At 66.9% G+C, this 17,700-nt stretch carries 11 protein-coding genes; 4 read left to right on the forward strand and 7 right to left on the reverse strand.

What is annotated here, in order from left to right:
- Positions 1 to 117: 117 nt before the first annotated feature.
- The 3 genes from prfB to AC1RM6_RS23065 all read right to left on the reverse strand — a co-directional run bounded on the left by prfB (position 118) and on the right by AC1RM6_RS23065 (position 5,147).
- Positions 118 to 1,245 carry a peptide chain release factor 2 gene (gene prfB / locus AC1RM6_RS23055; protein ID WP_493105557.1) on the reverse strand — a complete coding sequence of 376 codons (1,128 nt, stop codon included), beginning with the start codon at positions 1,243 to 1,245 and terminating at the stop codon, positions 118 to 120.
- 130 nt (positions 1,246 to 1,375) lie between these two features.
- Positions 1,376 to 3,847: a penicillin-binding protein 1A gene (locus AC1RM6_RS23060; protein WP_493105559.1), complete on the reverse strand. Its 2,472-nt coding sequence runs from the start codon at positions 3,845 to 3,847 to the stop codon at positions 1,376 to 1,378.
- A gap of 61 nt (positions 3,848 to 3,908) precedes the next feature.
- Positions 3,909 to 5,147: an N-acetylmuramoyl-L-alanine amidase gene (locus AC1RM6_RS23065; RefSeq protein WP_493105561.1), complete on the reverse strand. Its 1,239-nt coding sequence runs from the start codon at positions 5,145 to 5,147 to the stop codon at positions 3,909 to 3,911.
- Between the two features lie 518 nt (positions 5,148 to 5,665).
- On the opposite strand from AC1RM6_RS23065, the gene AC1RM6_RS23070 reads away from it, so the two are divergent.
- From AC1RM6_RS23070 to AC1RM6_RS23080, 3 genes are all read left to right on the forward strand, one after another.
- Positions 5,666 to 8,389, forward strand: coding sequence for an Rne/Rng family ribonuclease (locus AC1RM6_RS23070; protein ID WP_493105563.1), 2,724 nt, complete (start codon positions 5,666 to 5,668; stop codon positions 8,387 to 8,389).
- 84 nt (positions 8,390 to 8,473) lie between these two features.
- A complete protein-coding gene (locus tag AC1RM6_RS23075; protein WP_493105565.1) occupies positions 8,474 to 9,877 on the forward strand; it encodes a M48 family metalloprotease in 1,404 nt (467 codons plus the stop codon).
- Positions 9,874 to 10,635 (forward strand): DsbA family protein, encoded by a 762-nt coding sequence (locus AC1RM6_RS23080; RefSeq protein WP_493105567.1) that lies wholly within the window; start codon positions 9,874 to 9,876, stop codon positions 10,633 to 10,635. The genes AC1RM6_RS23075 and AC1RM6_RS23080 overlap by 4 nt, the downstream gene beginning before the upstream one ends.
- 4 nt (positions 10,636 to 10,639) lie before the next feature.
- On the opposite strand, the gene AC1RM6_RS23085 is transcribed toward AC1RM6_RS23080, so the two are convergent.
- The 3 genes from AC1RM6_RS23085 to AC1RM6_RS23095 all read right to left on the reverse strand — a co-directional run bounded on the left by AC1RM6_RS23085 (position 10,640) and on the right by AC1RM6_RS23095 (position 14,102).
- The gene (locus AC1RM6_RS23085; protein WP_493105779.1) at positions 10,640 to 11,062 is read right to left on the reverse strand and encodes a DUF4112 domain-containing protein; all 423 of its coding nucleotides are present in this window, start codon (positions 11,060 to 11,062) and stop codon (positions 10,640 to 10,642) included.
- A gap of 110 nt (positions 11,063 to 11,172) precedes the next feature.
- Entirely contained in the window at positions 11,173 to 12,633 is a 1,461-nt protein-coding gene (locus tag AC1RM6_RS23090) for an ABC transporter substrate-binding protein (RefSeq protein WP_493105569.1), read from the reverse strand.
- On the reverse strand, positions 12,630 to 14,102 hold the full coding sequence (locus tag AC1RM6_RS23095) for a peptide ABC transporter substrate-binding protein (RefSeq protein WP_493105571.1): 1,473 nt from the start codon (positions 14,100 to 14,102) through the stop codon (positions 12,630 to 12,632). Before AC1RM6_RS23095 ends, AC1RM6_RS23090 begins: the two co-directional genes overlap by 4 nt.
- Before the next feature lie 168 nt (positions 14,103 to 14,270).
- On the opposite strand from AC1RM6_RS23095, the gene AC1RM6_RS23100 reads away from it, so the two are divergent.
- On the forward strand, positions 14,271 to 16,025 hold the full coding sequence (locus AC1RM6_RS23100) for a DUF885 domain-containing protein (RefSeq protein WP_493105573.1): 1,755 nt from the start codon (positions 14,271 to 14,273) through the stop codon (positions 16,023 to 16,025).
- An 18-nt stretch (positions 16,026 to 16,043) separates the two neighbouring features.
- On the opposite strand, the gene AC1RM6_RS23105 is transcribed toward AC1RM6_RS23100, so the two are convergent.
- Complete coding sequence (locus AC1RM6_RS23105; RefSeq protein ID WP_493105575.1) at positions 16,044 to 17,645, reverse strand: ATP-binding protein; 1,602 nt, start codon at positions 17,643 to 17,645, stop codon at positions 16,044 to 16,046.
- Positions 17,646 to 17,700 lie beyond the last annotated feature (55 nt).

Below are 17,700 nucleotides of genomic sequence, written 5' to 3' on the forward strand. Positions count from 1 at the left end.
CCGGCTGGCCGGCGTTTATACCGGATCCGGTGAGCGTGCCTCATCGGATCCGGTGTCAGCCCGTGCGGCGCTTGAGCATATCGATCGAGGATGCGTCAGCATCTTCGAGATCGCATATTAGTCCACGTCTTCGACGTCGACCTTCTCGCCGGTCACCCGCTGCGACAGCGCGGCGGCCATGAACTTGTCGAGATCGCCGTCGAGCACGTCCGACGGTGCGGTCGAGGTGACGCCGGTGCGCAGGTCCTTCACCATCTGATAGGGCTGGAGCACATAGGAGCGGATCTGGTGGCCCCAGCCGATCTCGGTCTTGGCGGCATAGCCGGCCATCGCCTCGGCCTCGCGCTTCTGGAGTTCCTGTTCGTACAGGCGCGCCTTGAGCTGCTTCATCGCCTCGGCCTTGTTCTTGTGCTGCGACCGCTGGTTCTGGCAGGCGACGATGATGCCCGACGGAATATGGGTGATGCGCACCGCCGAATCGGTGGTGTTGACGTGCTGGCCGCCCGCGCCCGACGAGCGATAGGTATCGATCTTCAGGTCCTTCTCGAGCACCTCGATGTCGATATCGTCGTCGACCTCGGGATAGACCCAGACCGAGGCGAAGCTGGTGTGGCGGCGCGCGGCGCTGTCATAGGGCGAGATCCGCACCAGCCGGTGGACCCCGCTTTCGGTCTTGGCATAGCCATAGGCGTTCTCGCCCTTGACCAGCAGGGTCGCCGACTTGATCCCGGCCTGCTCGCCCGAATGATAGTCGACCAGTTCGACCTTGAGCCCGTGGCGTTCGGCCCAGCGCGCATACATGCGGTGGAGCATGCCCGCCCAGTCCTGGCTCTCGGTGCCGCCGGCGCCGGCATTGACCTCGATATAGCTGTTGTTGGCGTCGGCTTCGCCGGCGAGCAGCGCGGTGATCTTGTCCTTCTCGGCGCGTTCGGCGAGCGCGGCGAGGCCCTTGACCCCGTCGTCGATCATGCCTTCGTCGCCTTCGGCCTCGGCCATGTCCATCAGCTCGACGGTGTCGTCGCGCTCCTGCTCGATCGCCTTGACCGCGGCGACCGCCTCGTCGAGGCGGCGACGTTCGCGCATCACCTCCTGCGCGGCCTTGGCGTCGTCCCACAGCTTGGGGTCCTCGACGCGGTTGTTGAGCTCGTCGAGGCGACGCAGCGCCCGATCCCAGTCGAGGAAGCGGCGCACGAGCGCCATCGCCTGGTTGATCTGATCGACATGGGCTTGCGCTTCGGCGCGCATGGTCTCGTCTCCGGTTCTAAATCGTCGATCCGGCGCGGGGCCGGAGCTGAAAGGGCTTCATATAGGGATGGCGCCCCTGCCGAACGAGATCCCAGCCTGCGCTGGGATACGGGCGGCACTGCCCGCCGCCCTAGTAGATGCCGCCCTGACTTTGCAAGAATTCGCTGTCGTTGGTGGCGCGGACCGGCGCCTTGGCGGCCTTGGCGATCTCGTCGCGGCGGATCGTGCGGCGCGGTTCGCTCTCGGGCTTGAAGGCTTCCCAGATGATCGGCGAATAATAGCTGCCGTCGGGCCAGGCGCCGAACACGCGGCGGCCGGTCTTGCGGTCGATGCGGATCATGCGGATGCCGGCCGGGGCCTGGAACGGGACCACCGGCATGCCGGCCATCGCCTTCTGCGCGAACTGGCGGAAGATCGGCGCGGCGATCGTGCCGCCCTGCGCATAGCCGCCCATCGATTTCGGCGTGTCATAGCCCATGTAGAGCCCGCCGACCATGTCGGCCGATCCGCCGACGAACCAGACATTGGTCGGGCCGGTCGAGGTGCCGGTCTTGCCGAACAGCGGCCGGCCGAGATCGCGCAGCACGGTCGCGGTGCCGCGCTCGACCACGCCTTCCATGATGTGCAGCATCTGATAGGCGGTCATCGCGTCGATCACCTGCTTCTGGCGCAGCCGCGGGCGCGGCATCGGCTTACCGTCCCATGCCGCCATGTTGCAGCCCTCGCACGAGCGCTTGTCGGCGCGCCAGATCGTCTTGCCGTTGCGATCCTGGACATAGTCGATCAGCGTCGGCGTCAACGCACGGCCCTGATTGGCGAACATCGCATAGGCGTTGACGATCCGGCTGACCGTCGTCTCGCCGGCGCCCAGCGCATAAGCGAGATAGGGCGGATATTTGCCGATCCCCATCACGTCGGCGGTGTGGATCACCTTGTCCATGCCGATCTGGCTGGCGACGCGCACCGTCATCAGGTTGCGCGACTGTTCGACGCCCCAGCGCATCGTCTGCTGGCCGGCATTGGCGCCCGAGAAATTCTTGAAGCATTTCTGTCCCAGCCGCGCCGACTGGAACACGCAGAACGGCCCGTCGATCACGATCGAGGCCGGGGTCATGCCATTGTCGAGCGCCGAGGCGTAGACGAACGGCTTGAAGGTCGATCCCGGCTGGCGCATCGCCTGGGTCGCGCGGTTGAACGAGCTGCCGCGATAGTCGAAGCCGCCCTGCATCGCCAGCACCTGGCCGGTGTGCGGGTTTTCGACGACCATGCCGCCCGAGATCTTCGGGATCGACTTGAGCGTCCAGCTGTCGCCGTCCTGGCGCACGACGATCACGTCGCCGGCGCGCAGGAAGTCGAAGGCGCGTCCGCCGACCCCGGCCTTGGGCATCGTCGCGCCCCAGGAGGGGAGGGTGCCCTTCGACCCGTCCTCGAAGCCGAGCTCGGCGGCCGATCCGGCGACCGACAGCACCACCGCGGGCCTCCAGTTTGGATAGCCCGCGCCGACATTGGCGCCGACGAGGTCGCGCTGCCAGTCGCCCTGGACGTCGATCTTGGCGATCCGGCCGCGCCAGCCCTGCGCGGCTTCGTAGCGCACCAGCCCGTCGCGCAGCGCGCCCTGGGCGGCATCCTGGACCTTTTCGTCATAGGAGGTCCGCACCCACAGGCCGCCGGCATAGACGCTGTTCGGTCCGGCATCGGCATTCTCGCCATATTGGTCGAGCAGCTGGCGGCGAACCTCTTCCATGTAGTAGCCGGTGACGCTGGGCTTGGACGTGTAGCGCGGCACCACCCCGAGCGGCGCGGCGGCGGCGGCGGCATGCTGGGCCGCGGTGATGAAGCCGTTCTCCTCCATCTGGCGCAGCACATAGTTGCGGCGGTCGAGCGCGCGATCGGCGTGGCGCTCGATCGTGTAGTTCGACGGCGCCTTCGGCAGGATCGCCAGATAGGCGATCTCGGGCAGGGTCAGGTCGGCGACGTCCTTGGCGAAATAGGCGCGGCTCGCCGACTGGACGCCATAGGCGTTGCGGCCGAGGAAGATCTGGTTGAGATAGATTTCGAGGATCTGCTGCTTGGTCAGCGCGCCTTCGATGCGGAAGGCGAGGATCGCCTCGCGGATCTTGCGCGCGATCGAATAATCGTCGCCGACGATCAGATTCTTGGCGACCTGCTGGGTGATCGTCGATCCGCCGCGCGCGCGCCGGCCCGATCCGAGCTTGGTCGTATAATCCCACACCGCGCCGGCGAGGCCGCCGATATCGACTCCGGGATGGCTGAAGAAGCTCTTGTCCTCGGCCGAGATGAAGGCGTTGACCAGCATCGGCGGATATTCGTCGAAGGCGAGCTGGACGCGGCGTTCGCGCGCGAAGTCGCCGATCGGTTCGCCGTCATAGCCGCGGACATTGGTCGGCAGCGGCGGCTGATAGGCGAGCAGCGCGTCGGCCGACGGCAGGCCGCGCGCGAACAGGAACCAGATCAGGATCCAGCCGAACAGCGCCGACCACAATATATAGCCCGACCAGCGCCAGCTCCTGTAGCCCCAGAGGCGACGAATCTCGCTGCCATAGCCGGCGAACGGGTTGCGGAGGGCAGGGAAGGAAACCACGGGACGAGCGTCTAGCAGTTTTGCAAGGCTTTGGAAGCCGGGGCCGCGCCGCCGCCGATCATCATTCGCCGGTCAGCCGGCGGGCGAAATGGGTCTCGACCGCCTTGCGCACCCCGACCGCGACCGCCTGGCGATAGTCGCGCGACTGGAGCAGCTTCAGATCCTCGTCGTTCGAGATATAGCCGGTTTCGAGCAGCACCGAGGGGACGTCGGGCGCCTTGAGCACGATCAGCCCGGCGAAGCGATGGGCGTCGTCCTTGAAGTGGACCTCGGGCGACATTTCGCGCTGGAGCAGGGTCGCGAATTGCGACGAGATGTTCATCGTCTCGCGCTGGGCGAGGTCGATCAGGATCGACGACACGTCGTTGTTCTCGCCGCCCAGATCGACCCCGTTCAAGATGTCGGCGCGGTTTTCCTTGGCGGCGAGCTGCGCCGCGACCCGATCCGACGCGACGTCGGACAAGGTGTAGATGCTGGCGCCGCGCGCCGCCGCATTTGGGGCGCTGTCGCAATGGACCGAGATGAACAGATCGGCCTTGAGCCGCCGGGCGATCTCGCGCCGTTCGCCGAGCACCAGGAAGCGGTCGTCGCTGCGGGTGAGCGCGACGCGCACCCGGCCCGATGCCGCGAGTTCGTCGCGGATCGCCCTGGCCATCGCGAGCGCGAGATCCTTTTCCTTCTGCTGCCCGCTTTGCGACTGCGATCCCGGATCATGGCCGCCATGGCCGGCGTCGATCACCACCAGTGGCCGTTTCGTGCCGCGCGCGCCGGTCACCTGCGGCACCGGTAACGGCCTGGCGGGGTCGAGCGGCACGGTGATGCCGCCGGGTTGCGGCGCGGCCTTGGTTTCGGGACCGAGACCGAACAATTGCCGGCCCCTGCGCACCGTCTTGCCGAAGATCGTCTCGGACACCGGCTTCAGGGTGAGGGTCAGCGTCTGGTGGTCGGGCGAGAATTCGGCGCCCGCGACCACCGCGGGTTCGGTCAGCTCGAACACGATCCGCGCGGTGTTCGAATCATATTGGCCGTGGCGGGTCGAGGCGATCATCCCGCCGGCGGCGCTGATCCGCCCCATCCGCGCGCCGGGCAGGTCCACCGCGATCCGTTGTGGCCCGTTGAGCACGAACGCCGATGCGGTCGCGACCGGCCGGTCGAAGCGCAGGATCACCTGGTCGGTGGCGATGTCGATCGCCGATATGCCCGCCGATGCCGACAGCGGCCCCGGAGACGCGACCGCCAGCAGCGCGAACATCAGCGCCAGCCACGACAGGACCGGCCGCAACAACGATCGGTTGAACATCATCATCGTCTCGAAGCCGGGCAGTTCTTCACTATGTACAAGTTCGTCCTGCCTGTCCGAGATGGGACGCGGTGCGAGCGTCATCGCCTTAGTTAACCAAAGCTTGACGGCTTTTGTCCATAGCGCTGTCGCGCCGAGCTTTTTGTTGCCTGTATGTCACACGGGTGGTAGCACCCCCTATCCGGATACAGGCAGATGCCAGGCATCGCCCGAAAAAAGTAACCGGGCCTGTCGCGGGTGCCGATTTCAGGGACCCGCACAATAGGTTGACGATCGCATGAGTCATTTTTCGCCCGATTGCCAAAGCCGTCCGCCAGTTGGCGGCGCTTGGGATCGGGCCTCTTATCCGGCGCATCGCGCCGGATGTGACTTCGCGACGGCCACGCATACCCGACTATCAACCCCGACGACCCAGGGAGGCTCAGCGCGATCCGCGCTGCTGCTCCCGATGTCGTCGCTTTCATATCGCGCGCGGCACGGCTTCCTGCCCGTAGGCCAGCGCGCCTGGAGACCATTGAATGACAACCCGCATGCTGATCGACGCGCGCCATCGGGAGGAAACCCGCGTGGCCGTCGTCAAGGGGAACCGGATCGAGGAATTTGACTTTGAGTCTGCCGAACGCAAGCAGCTCAAGGGGAATATCTATCTAGCCAAGGTGACCAGGGTCGAGCCGTCGCTTCAGGCGGCGTTCGTCGACTATGGCGGCAATCGCCACGGCTTCCTGGCCTTTTCGGAAATCCATCCGGACTATTATCAGATCCCCAAGGAGGATCGCGAAGCGCTGCTCCGCGAGGAAGCCGAGCATGCCGCCGAAGAAGAGGCGCTGCGCGCCCGCGACGATGACGGCGACCTCGACGAGGACGGCGGCGATCATGACGACGACGATCGTGGCCACGACCATGATCATGACGACCATGATCACGAGCATGGCGAGGACGGCGAAGAGCCGCTGCCGCGTCCGGAATCGACCGGTGGCGCCAGCGACGACCATGCGGTCGAGAATCTCCGCCAGAAGCGGATGAACCTGCGCCGCCGCTACAAGATCCAGGACGTGATCCGCCGCCGCCAGGTGCTGCTGGTCCAGGTCGTCAAGGAAGAGCGCGGCAACAAGGGGGCGGCGTTGACCACCTATTTGTCGCTCGCCGGCCGCTATTGCGTGCTGATGCCCAACACGTCGCATGGCGGCGGCATCAGCCGGAAGATCTCGAACGCCGCCGATCGCAAGCGGCTGAAGACGATCATGACCGAACTGGCCCTGCCGCGCACGATGGGCTGCATCGTGCGCACCGCGGGGCTCCAGCGGACCAAGGTCGAGATCAAGCGCGATTTCGACTATCTCGCCCGTCTGTGGGACGAGGTCCGCGAGAACACGCTGTCGTCGGCGGCGCCGGCGCTGATCTATGGCGACAGCGACCTGGTGAAGCGCGCGATCCGCGACATCTACAATCGCGAGATCGACGAGGTGATCGTCGAGGGCGAGGATGGCTGGCGCCAGGCGCGCAGCTTCATGAAGCTGCTGATGCCGAGCCACGCCAAGAAGGTGCAGATCTACGCCGACGCGGTGCCGCTGTTCCAGCGCTTCGGGGTCGAGGATCAGCTTGCGGCGATGTACCAGCCGATCGTCCAGCTCAAGTCGGGCGGCTATCTGGTGATCAACCCGACCGAGGCTCTGGTGTCGATCGACATCAACTCGGGCCGGTCGACCCGCGAGCATAATATCGAGCAGACCGCGACCGCGACCAACCTCGAAGCCGCGCACGAGATCGCCCGCCAGCTGCGCCTGCGCGACATGGCGGGCCTGGTCGTCATCGACTTCATCGACATGGAGAACAACTCCAACATCCGTAAGGTCGAGAAGGCGATGAAGGAGTCGCTGCGCAACGATCGCGCGCGCATCCAGGTCGGCCGCATCTCCAGCTTCGGCTTGTTCGAGATGAGCCGCCAGCGCATCCGCACCGGCGTGCTCGAGGCATCGACCCGCCAGTGCCCGCATTGCGAAGGCACCGGCCTGGTCCGCACCGCCTCGTCGGCGGGGCTGTCGGCGCTGCGCATGCTCGAGGACGAGGCCGCCCGCGGCCGTGGCTCGCGGCTGCTGCTGCGCGCCAGCCAGGAGGCGGCGCTCTACGTGCTCAACCGCAAGCGCGCCGAACTGGCGGAGATCGAGGAGCGCTACGGCGTCTTCATCGAGATCATCTCCGACGGCACCCTCGAGGGCGCGCGGATGACGGTCGAGGCCGGTGGCCCGCCGCCGGCCCACGCCCCGCGCCTGCCGGCGCCGGTCATCATCGACATCGACGATGACGAGGAAGAGTTCGAGGAAGAAGCCGAGGACGAGATCGAGGAGGAAGAGGCCGTCGAGCCGGCAGCACGCGAACCCCGCGAGCCTCGCGAGGGTCGTGAGGAAGGTGGCGAGCGCGGTAAGCGTCGCCGTCGCCGTCGCCGTCGTGGCGGTCGCCGTGACGAGGCGGGCGAAGGCACCGAAGCCTCCGAAGCCGGTGAAGAAGGCGAAGAGGGTGACGATGACGCCGCCGACGCTGTCGAAGGTGACGTTGCCGAAGCGGCGGAGCCGGCCGAGGCCCGCGAGGGCGATGGCGAACGTGGCGAGGGCCGCGGCCGTCGTCGTGGCCGTCGCGGTCGCCGCGGTGGACGTCGCGATGGTGGTGAAGGCAGCGAAGCCGAGACCGGTGGCGAGACCCCGGTCGAAGCCGAGGCCGAAGCGCCGGTCGAGACCGTTGCCGAGGTGCCGAGCGTAGCCGAGCCGGTTGCTGCCGACGAACCGGTCGCCGAGGAGGCCGCTCCCAAGGGGCGCCGTCGCCCGCGTGCGCGCAAGGCCGCAGCCGAGGCGCCGACGGTCGACGTCGTCATCGACACCCCGGCGGAAGAGCCGGCGGTGGTCGAGGTGGCCCTCGTCGAGCCGGTCGCGGAAGCCCCCGCAGCCAAGCCGCGCCGTTCGCGCAAGAAGGCGGTCGATGCCGTCGTCGAGGACAGCGCGGCAGCCCCCGTCGAAGCGCCGATCGCGGTCGAGCCCGCCCCGGTCGAGGAAGCGCCGGCTCCGGCACCCAAGCGTCGCAGCCGCGCCAAGGCGGCGCCGGCATCGGCCGAGCCGGTGACGGTCGAGGCGCCCGCCGACGAGCCGGCGGCGGCTGCCGAACCGGCGACCGAGGCGACCGAAACCGACGCGACCGATGGCGACGGCAATTCGCCGCGCCGTGGCTGGTGGCAGCGGACCTTCGGGGCCTAGGATGATGTTGGGCGGGGATCGGCACAGGCTGGTTCCCGCCCCACTTCATGGTTTATTAAGTGCGGATCGACGAGGCTCGGCTGCATGACCCATTATCCATCCGCATCGACGAAGCCGGCCTCCTGGCGCAAATGGGTGCGCGGCATCCGGATCGCGCTGGCGTTCGCCATCGGCGTCGCGCTGACCACCCAGCCGCTGGCCGCGCAGAATATATTGCGCGATGCCGAGACCGAGGCCTTTCTCAAGGAAATATCGGCGCCGATCATCGCCGCGGCGGGGCTGCAGCCCGGCAATGTCGACGTCGTCCTGCTCGGCGATAAGGAGATCAACGCCTTCGTCGCGGGCGGGCAGGTCGTCTATCTGCAGAGCGGCCTGATCGAGGCCGCCGACAATGCCAACGAGGTCCAGGGCGTGATCGCCCACGAACTCGGCCATATCACCGGCGGCCATGTCAGCCTCGCCGGCGAAAATGCGAAGGGCGCGTCGAACATCTCGATCCTGTCGCTGCTGGTCGCGGCCGCGGCGATGGCCGCCGGCGCGGGCGAAGCCGGCATGGCGGCGATGATGGCGGGCCAGCAGGCCGCGCTCGGCAAATATCTGTCGTTCAGCCGGTCGCAGGAGGCGAGCGCCGATGCGGCGGGCGCCGGTTTTCTCCAGAAGGCCGGGATTTCGGGCCGCGGCATGCTGACCTTCTTCCTGAAGCTCAAGAAGGAAGAATTCCGCTACGAATCGACCTATTATCAGACCGACCCCTATATGCAGACCCACCCGATGTCGGGGGATCGCGAGGCGACGCTGAAGGGCGACATCGAAAAATCGCCATCCTACAATGTGAAGACCGACCCGGCGATCGACGCCAAGTTCCAGCGGATCAAGGCGAAGCTGGTCGGCTTCATGGACGATCCGACCACCGCGGTCCGCAAATATCCCGAAACCGACCAGAGTGCGCCTGCCCATTATGCGCGCGCTTATGCCTATCATCGCGGTGCCTATCCCGACAAAGCGGTGCAGGAGGTCGATGCGCTGGTCGCCAAGGATCCGACCGACCCCTATTATCTCGAGCTCAAGGGCCAGATCCTACTCGAATCGGGCAAGCCGAAAGAGGCGATCGCGCCGCTCCGGCTGGCGGTCGCGCAGTCGCGCAGCACACCGCTGATCGCGGCGCTGCTCGGCCATGCGCTCGTCGCGACCGAGGATCGGGCCAACCTCGAAGAAGCGCGCGACGTGCTCAAGGTGTCGGTGTCGCGCGATCGCGACAATCCGTTCGCCTGGTATACGCTGGGCACCGCTTACGCCGAACTGGGTGATGAGCCGCGTGCACGGCTGGCGACCGCCGAACGTTACGCGCTGATCGGCGACAATGGCCGTGCCGTCGCGAGCGCCGAGATGGCGATGCAGGGTATCCCTCGCGGCACACCCGACTATATCCGGGCGGAGGATATCGCGGTGTCGGGCCGCGCGACGCAGGGTAATCGGAGAGGCCGTTGATCGATCGGGCGAATATCAAGAAGCACGCACCGCTGATCGGTGCGGCAGGCGTCGGCCTGCTCGCTTCGCTGGCGGTAGCGGCGACGCTGGGCGAAAAATCGCCTGCGCCGGTACCGGTCAAGGATCGCGCGGCGATCGAGGCGGTGGTGCGCGACTATATCCTCGCCCATCCCGAGATCATCCCCGAGGCGATCAACCGGATGCGCGAGAAGCAGGCGACCGACGCCTATGCGGCCAACAAGAGCAAGCTCGAAACCCCGTTCGCGTCGGCCTGGGCCGGCGCCGAAAAGGGCGACGTCACCCTGGTGATGTTCTCGGACTATGCCTGCGGCTATTGCCGGGCCTCGCTGCCGGAGATCAACCGGCTGATCGCCGAAGATCCCAAGCTGAAGGTGGTCTGGCGCGAAATCCCGATCCTGGGGCCGGGCAGCGAGCTTGCGGCCAAGGGCAGCCTCGCCGCGGCGAAGCAGGGCAAGTTCATCGAATTCCACAACCGGATGTTCGCGGCCGGTCGTCCCGACGGAGCGAAGGTGTCGTCGGTGCTCCGCTCGCTCGGGGTCGACAACAAGCGGCTCGAATCCGATGTCGAGAGCGCGGCGGTGTCCGAGGAGCTGCAGGCGAACATGAAGCTGGTTTCGTCGCTCGACAGCGAGGGGGTGGCGACGCCGACCTTCTTCGTCGGCGGCCAGATGCTCAAGGGCGCGGTCGGCTACGAGGCGCTCAAGGAAGCCATCGCCGAGGCCCGCAAGAAAGCCTGACGGCTTATCTCTTGGCGATCACCTGCCCGTCGAGGGTTGCGGTTGCCGGGTGGTACCGATCGAGATGGCGGCGGATGATCTTCAGGTTGCGGCTGTTCGACCGGAAGAAGAAGTCGGGCACCATGCCGACGACCGGGATCGCGCCGAGCAGCATGTCGATCCCGACATTGCCGAACATGCGCGCCATCTGCCATTTCGACATGCCGAGGTTGCGCGCTTCCCAGACCAGCCAGCTGCCCATGGCCGCCGCGATGACGTCGCCGACGAACGGGATCAGGTCGAGGATCACGTCGAGCCCCACCGGCCGGTTGAGCCCGGGGACGACGAACATCCGTTCGAGGACATTCTCCATCGCCTCGATCCGGCGCCGCACCGAAGCGGGATCGCGGTCGAGTTTCGCACCATGGGCGATGCGGTCGAAATCCATGCTGAATTTGGGCGCGCTCTTGCTGGTCATCGTCATTCCTTCACGCCATCAGCGTTCCGCAGGTATCTTGGTTCCCATCGGCCGTTAATCAAGGCCGTGGGTCATCGCGGTCATTGGCCGACGAGCGCCGCGAGCGGATGGGCGGCGCGGGGGTTGGTCGCGAAGCCTTCCAGGCCGGGGGCGACCAGCGACCAGCGAACCGGCTGCCCGATCGGCAGGAAGGGTGTGATATCGGCGAGCCGCTGTTCGGCCTGCGCGAGCAGACGGCTGCGCTCGGCGCCGTCGAGGGTCGCGCGGGCGGCGCCGAACAGCAGGTCGGCCTGTTCGGAGCAGGGGGCGCCGGTGCCGCAGCGAAAATGGGCCAGAAACCAGTCGGCCTGATCGGATGGGGCGACTTCGTCGATCAGCACGAGATCGGCAAGCGCCGCGCGGTCGACCCTCATGGTCCGCACGCCGATCGACCGCCATTGCCGCTCGACCGCACCAAACAGCAGGCGCGATCCGGGACCTTCGGGCAGGTACAGCTTCATCATCGGCGCCGTCCTGCCATGGGCGGCCGTCCAGCCGGCGACATAAAGCTGTGCTTCGGCGATCCGGCCGGCCAGGCCTTGGCCGGCGCCGCCGCGGACATTGGCCAGCGCGCGCGCCCAGAGCGGTCGGGTGGGCGTCGGCACGTCGCTTACGCCGTCCGGCAAGATCGCCTGGGTGCTGTGCCAGCCGGGTATGGCGAGGATCGCGCCGATCGCATCGCGATCGAGCACCATCGACAGGGCTTGTCGCCCTTCCGGCGCGGCGAGCAGCCCAGCTGGACGACGGATCATCAAGCCGAACAGGCCGCGGGTCGGATCGATCTGAAGCGCCTGGGGCGCCAGGCCGGCGACCGGAACATAGGCGAAGTCGGCATAGGTCCCGCCAAGAACCAGTCGGCTCGCACCCTTGGCGAAACGCGCCATCGCCAACCCGACCCGTTCGCCGCGTAGTTCGACGATATGGCGGGGGACTTCGCCCGCGCCGGGATCGGGTGGGGTCTCGAGCACCACCATGCCATGTGCGTTGCGGGTGATGCGCAACGGGCCGCTGCCCTTCGCATCGACGAGAAGGCCAAGCTCCGGGCGTGCGAAGACGGTGAGCAGGTCGGGCCGCGGCGCGCCCAGCCGGACCTCGATCACCTCCGGCGTGACCGCCACCACCTCGTCGACCCCGTCGAGGATGGGGCGCAGTGCACCGCCGCCGGCCAGCGCGATGCGCCGACGCAGCAACTGGGCGACTTTTTCTGCCGGAGGCCCATCGCGATCGAGACGGAAGGTATAATAGAGTCCGTCGTCGGAGACGGCCCAGCGAATGGCGAGGCCGGTAGCGATCTGACCGGTCGCGTCGAACCGCACCAGGCCTTGCGCCACGGCCCCGAGCAACGCCGCATCCGGGCGTGCGGGCCGATCGCGGCCGGGATCGGCGAGTTCGGTCGAGGGGCCGATCACGCTGACGACGATCGGGCCGCCGGCCGGCTTGCGGTCGCATCCTGCGACGGTGGCGGCCAGCAGCGCCAGCACAGGGAGCGCGCGGTTGATCATGGGCGAAGGCTCAGGGTCCGGCTGGGATGGGTGTTCGCCGGATTGTCGTGCCATCCCGCGACCCGGTCGGCAACCAGCGCGCGGCTGACATAATGGTAGATCGGGATGAGTGGAGCGTCGTCGACCAATATGGCTTCGGCGGCCCGCATCGCCACCGCGCGCGCGACGGGATCCGCTGTGGCCATCGCCCGATCGAGCGCGGCGTCGTAGCGGGGGCTGGCATAGCCCGAATAGTTGATGGTGCCGGCGTCCGACCGATGGACCGCGAGATAATTTTCGGGTGCGGCGAGATCGCCGATCCAGCCCGATCGGGCGAGCGCGAAGTCGTGGCGGCGCAGCCCGGCGAAATGGAGCGAGGCCTCGCTGTTGAGCAGATGCGCCTCGACCCCCAGCGGCTTCCACATCGCCGCCATCGCGATCGCCACCCGCCGATGATCGGGATCGCTGTTGAAGCGGATGTCGAAGACCAGCCTGTGGTTCGGCCCATAGCCGGCGGCGGCCAGCAGGGTGCGGGCGGCGTCGAGGCGTCTGGTCGCGGGCCAGTCCGCCCAGTCGGGGCGCAAGGCGCCCTGATCGCCCATGACCGCGGCAGGCAGCACGCCCCACGCCGGCTGTGTGCCGAGCCCGATCAGTCGCGCGGCGATCCAGCGCCGGTCGATCGTCATGCTGAGCGCGCGGCGTATCCGGGGATCGTCGAAGGGCGGCTGGGCGACGTTGAACACGAAATAATAGCTGCCATTATAGGGCGCGACATGCGCCGCGCCGGGCATGCGCCGTGCGATCCAGTCATAGCGTGTCTGGGGAAAGTCATTGGCGGTATCGGCCTCGCCGCCGGCAAAGCTGCGCAGCGCGGTCAGCCGGTCGGTGACAGGCCGCCATTCGACCCGGGCGATCGGTGCCTTGCCGTCGTGCCATCGCGGATTGCGGTCCATCCGCAGCCGTTCGTTCAGCCGCCACTCGACGAGCCGATAGGGGCCCGATGTGACCAGCGGGCGATCGGCAGTCCATGCCTCGCCCGCGGCGTCGATTCGATGCAGCGGCAACGCCGCCATCGACGGCAGGGCCAGCAGTTCGGGCAATGCCGGCATCGGCTCGGCAAGGGTGACCACGACATCGTCGCCATCCGCGGCGACCGCGCGGATGTTGCGGAACAACCCCGCATTGGGTGACGCGGTCGCCGGATCGTTAAGGCGCGCGAAGACCCGGCCGAACAGCCCCGGCGTGATCGCGACCCCGTCCGAAAAGCGCAGGCCGGGTCGCAGTGCGAAGCGCCAAATGCGCCCATCGCCCGATATGCGCCAGTTTCGGGCAAGGCCAGGCTCGGCATGGCCGAAGCCGTCCATCCGGGTCAGCCCCTCGAACTGGTCCTGATGGATCCGGATCGTCGCGAGGTCCGACGCTTTCTGGGGATCGAGATTTTTCAGTTCGTCGTCCTGAAGCCGCACGACGGTGTCGGCCGGCCTCGGCAAGCGGTGATCGCGCTGGCATGCGGCAAGCAGGAAAAGGAGCAGGACGACAGGGCGACGCATCTGGATGGCAGTTAGGCCCGAAGGCATCGCGATGCTCAAGCGCTTTCGGTCGGCTCGACAAGCGATTTCCACGCCTTACTGTGGTGGTGAAGGACAGGGAGGCACAAGATGCGGCACGGTTTGGGGTTGGGCTTGGGCGTGGCGCTGATGCTGGGCGCGACCCCGCTGTTCGCCGCGCCGACCGCCGCCGATCAGCGGTTCGATGCGCTCGCCGCGCGCGAATATGCGTGGCGCCGGGAAAGCTTTCAGAGCGCCGAATATGAAAAGGGCGGCGTGCCGGCGCATCTGTCCGACGAGAGCCTGAAGAATCAGGCGGCCCGCACCGCCTATTGGGAAGGCGTGCTTCGCGATCTCAACGCGATCGGTCCGGCCGACCTCTCGCCCGGCAAACAGGAGGATTATGCGGTCTATCGCACCCAGATCGAGGCGTTCGTCGATCAGCAGCATTTTCGCGACTATGAGAAGCCGCTGAATTCGGACAGCGCCTTCTGGTCGGATATCTCGTTCGTCGCGCGCGATCCGCTCAAGAAGGAACAGGATTATGTGAACCTACTGTCGATGATGCGCGATATCCCGGTCTATTTCGACCAGCAGACCGCGAACATGAAGGCGGGGCTCAAGCGCGGCTTCACCCCGCCGGCGGTGACCATGGTGGGGCGCGACAAGTCGATCGCGGCGATCGCCGAGGCGAAATCGGCCGAGGACACCGTGTGGTACGAGCCGTTCAAGGCGATGCCGGCGTCGATCGCGCCGGCGCGCCAGGCCGAACTCCGTGCCGCGGCGTTGCAGGTGATCAACGCCCAGGTGATCCCGACCTACGCGAAACTGCTCGCCTTCATGCGCAAGGACTATATCCCGGGCATGCGCAAGCCGCTCGCCGCCGAGAGCCTGCCCGACGGCAAGGCCTATTATCAGGCGAAGATCCGCGAGTTCACCACGCTCAACCTGACCCCCGACCAGATCCACCAGATCGGCCTCGACGAGGTCAAGTCGATCCGCGCGCAGATGGACGAGGTGATGAAGGAGGTGAAGTTCGCCGGCGATTTCCCGGCCTTCCTCCATTTCCTGCGCACCGATCCGCAATTTTATCCGAAGACGCCGGCGGCGCTGCTCGAGCGCGCGGCGTGGATTTCGAAACAGTTCGACGGCAAGGCGGCGCGCTGGTTCGGACGGATGCCGCGCGGGCGCTTCGGCATCGTCGAGGTGCCGCCCGATATCGCCCCTTTTTACACCGCCGGCCGCGGCGGCCGCGATACCTATCTGCTCAACACCTATGACCTGCCTTCGCGGCCCTTCTTCCAGCTCACCGCGCTGACCCTGCACGAATCGGCACCCGGCCATAGCTGGCAGGGATCGCTCGCGGCGGAGAACGACGATCGGCCCGACTATCGGCGCCATTATTATATCTCGGCCTATGGCGAAGGCTGGGCGCTCTATTGCGAGAAGCTCGGCGTCGAAATGGGCATGTACCAGACGCCTTATGACCGGTTCGGCATGCTCAGCTACCAGATGTGGCGCGCGGCACGGCTGGTGATCGATACAGGTATCCATTCCAAGGGCTGGACGCGCGAGCAGGCGATCGCCTTCCTCAAGGACAACAGCGCGCTGTCCGAGCATGAGATCGAGACCGAGGTCGACCGCTATATCGGCTGGCCCGGCCAGGCATTGTCCTATTATCTGGGCGAGCGCACGATTCTGCAGGAGCGCGCCCGGGCCGAGAAGGCGCTGGGGAGCAAATTCGACATCCGCGCCTTCCACGACATGATCCTGTCGCTCGGATCGGTACCTTTGCCGGTGATCACCGCCCGCACCGACCGCTTCATCGCCGAAGGCGGCAAGGGGCCCTGGCCGATCGAAAACTAAACTGTCGCGCTCCTGCCGTCAGGCAAGGACGCGGGCGAGGGCCTCGGCCAGGTCACCCGGGCCGAAGGGCTTGCGCAGCACGATCGCATCGTCGCCCATCACCGCGTCGATCGCCTCCGATTTCGCGAAGCCGGTCGCGAAGATGACGCGGATGTCGGGCCAGCGTTCGAGCGTTTCGCGGGCAACCTCGGCGCCGTTCATGCCCGGCATCGCGAAATCGATCACCATCGCATCGGGCTGGCGGGCTTCGACCATCATCAGCGCGGTGCGTCCATCCTGGGCGAGTTCGACCGAACAGCCGAAATCCTCGAGCAGCGATCCGACCACCTCGCGGACGGCTTCCTCATCGTCGACGACGAGCACCGAAAGCCCCGAAAGCCGATCGACATGTTCGGCCATGATCGGCTGGCCGCGCTCGACGATCGGCTCGCTGGCGTCGGCGGCGGGCAGATAGATGGTGACGGTCGTGCCTTTGCCGAGCGCCGATTCGATCTCGACGGTGCCGCCGCTCTGCCGGGTCATGCCGAACACCATCGACAGGCCGAGGCCGGAGCCTTGGCCGACCGGGCGGGTGGTGAAGAAGGGTTCGAACGCCCGCGCCTTCGTCTCGCGCGACATGCCGATCCCGGTGTCGCGCACGCTGATCGCCAGATAATCACCATCGGGCACGTCGTCGCGTCCCGACAGCCGCCGGTCGGAGACCGTGATCGTCAGGCTGCCGCCATCGGGCATCGCCTCGCGGGCGTTCAGGCAGAGGTTGAGGACCGCATGCTCGATCTGGACCTGGTCGCCGACGACCCGGCCGCTGCTGTCGCCGAAATCGGTCCTGATCGCGATCGTCGGCCCGATCGTCCGTCCCAGCAACTCCTCGAGTTCGGTGACGACCGGGCGGACGTCGATCGGCCGGAGTTCGAGCCGCTGGAGGCGCGAAAAGGCCAGCAACTGGCCGGTCAGCCGCTTGCCGCGCTCGATCGCGCCGATCGCGCTGCTCGCGAGCCGGGCGAGCTTGTCGTCGTCGGCCACCCGCCGGACGATGATCTCGAGGCTGCCGTTGACGACCTGGAGAAGATTGTTGAAGTCGTGGGCGATGCCGCCGGTCAGCTGGCCGACGGCTTCCATCTTCTGTGCCTGGAGGAGCTTGGCTTCGGTCTTTTCGCGCTCGGCGATTTCGGCGCGCAATGCCGCCAGCGCGGCGTCGCGTTCGGCGATGCGCGCGCTCAATGCCTCGTTGGCCTCGCGCAGCCGTGCCGGGGACGGCAGTGCGATCGCTCTCGGCAGCAACGGCCAGAGCAGGATCGCGGTGAACACCGATGCGACCGCGGTGACCGCCTTGATCAATGCCTCGGCGGCATAGTCGCCGTGCCAGAGATTCCAGATCGCCAGGACATGGGTCGTTCCACAGGCGGTGATGAACAGCGCGAAGAGCCAGAATATGCCGCCGAAGGCGATATCGCGGCGCTTGCGCACGAACACGATCAACGCCATCGGGATCGAGAAATACGCCAGCGCGATCAGCGCGTCGGACACGGCATGGGTCCAGATCAGCCACGGCTGCCACAGCAGGCAATAGCCATGGGGGGCATAGCTGGTGCCGATGAACTCACGGATCAATTCGAGCATAAGCGCGCGCCCCTTTGCGCAAACGATAGTGGGTCCATTTTCGGATGCACCTGAT

Source organism: Rhizorhabdus sp. GW822-FHT03C02, assembly GCF_058801765.1.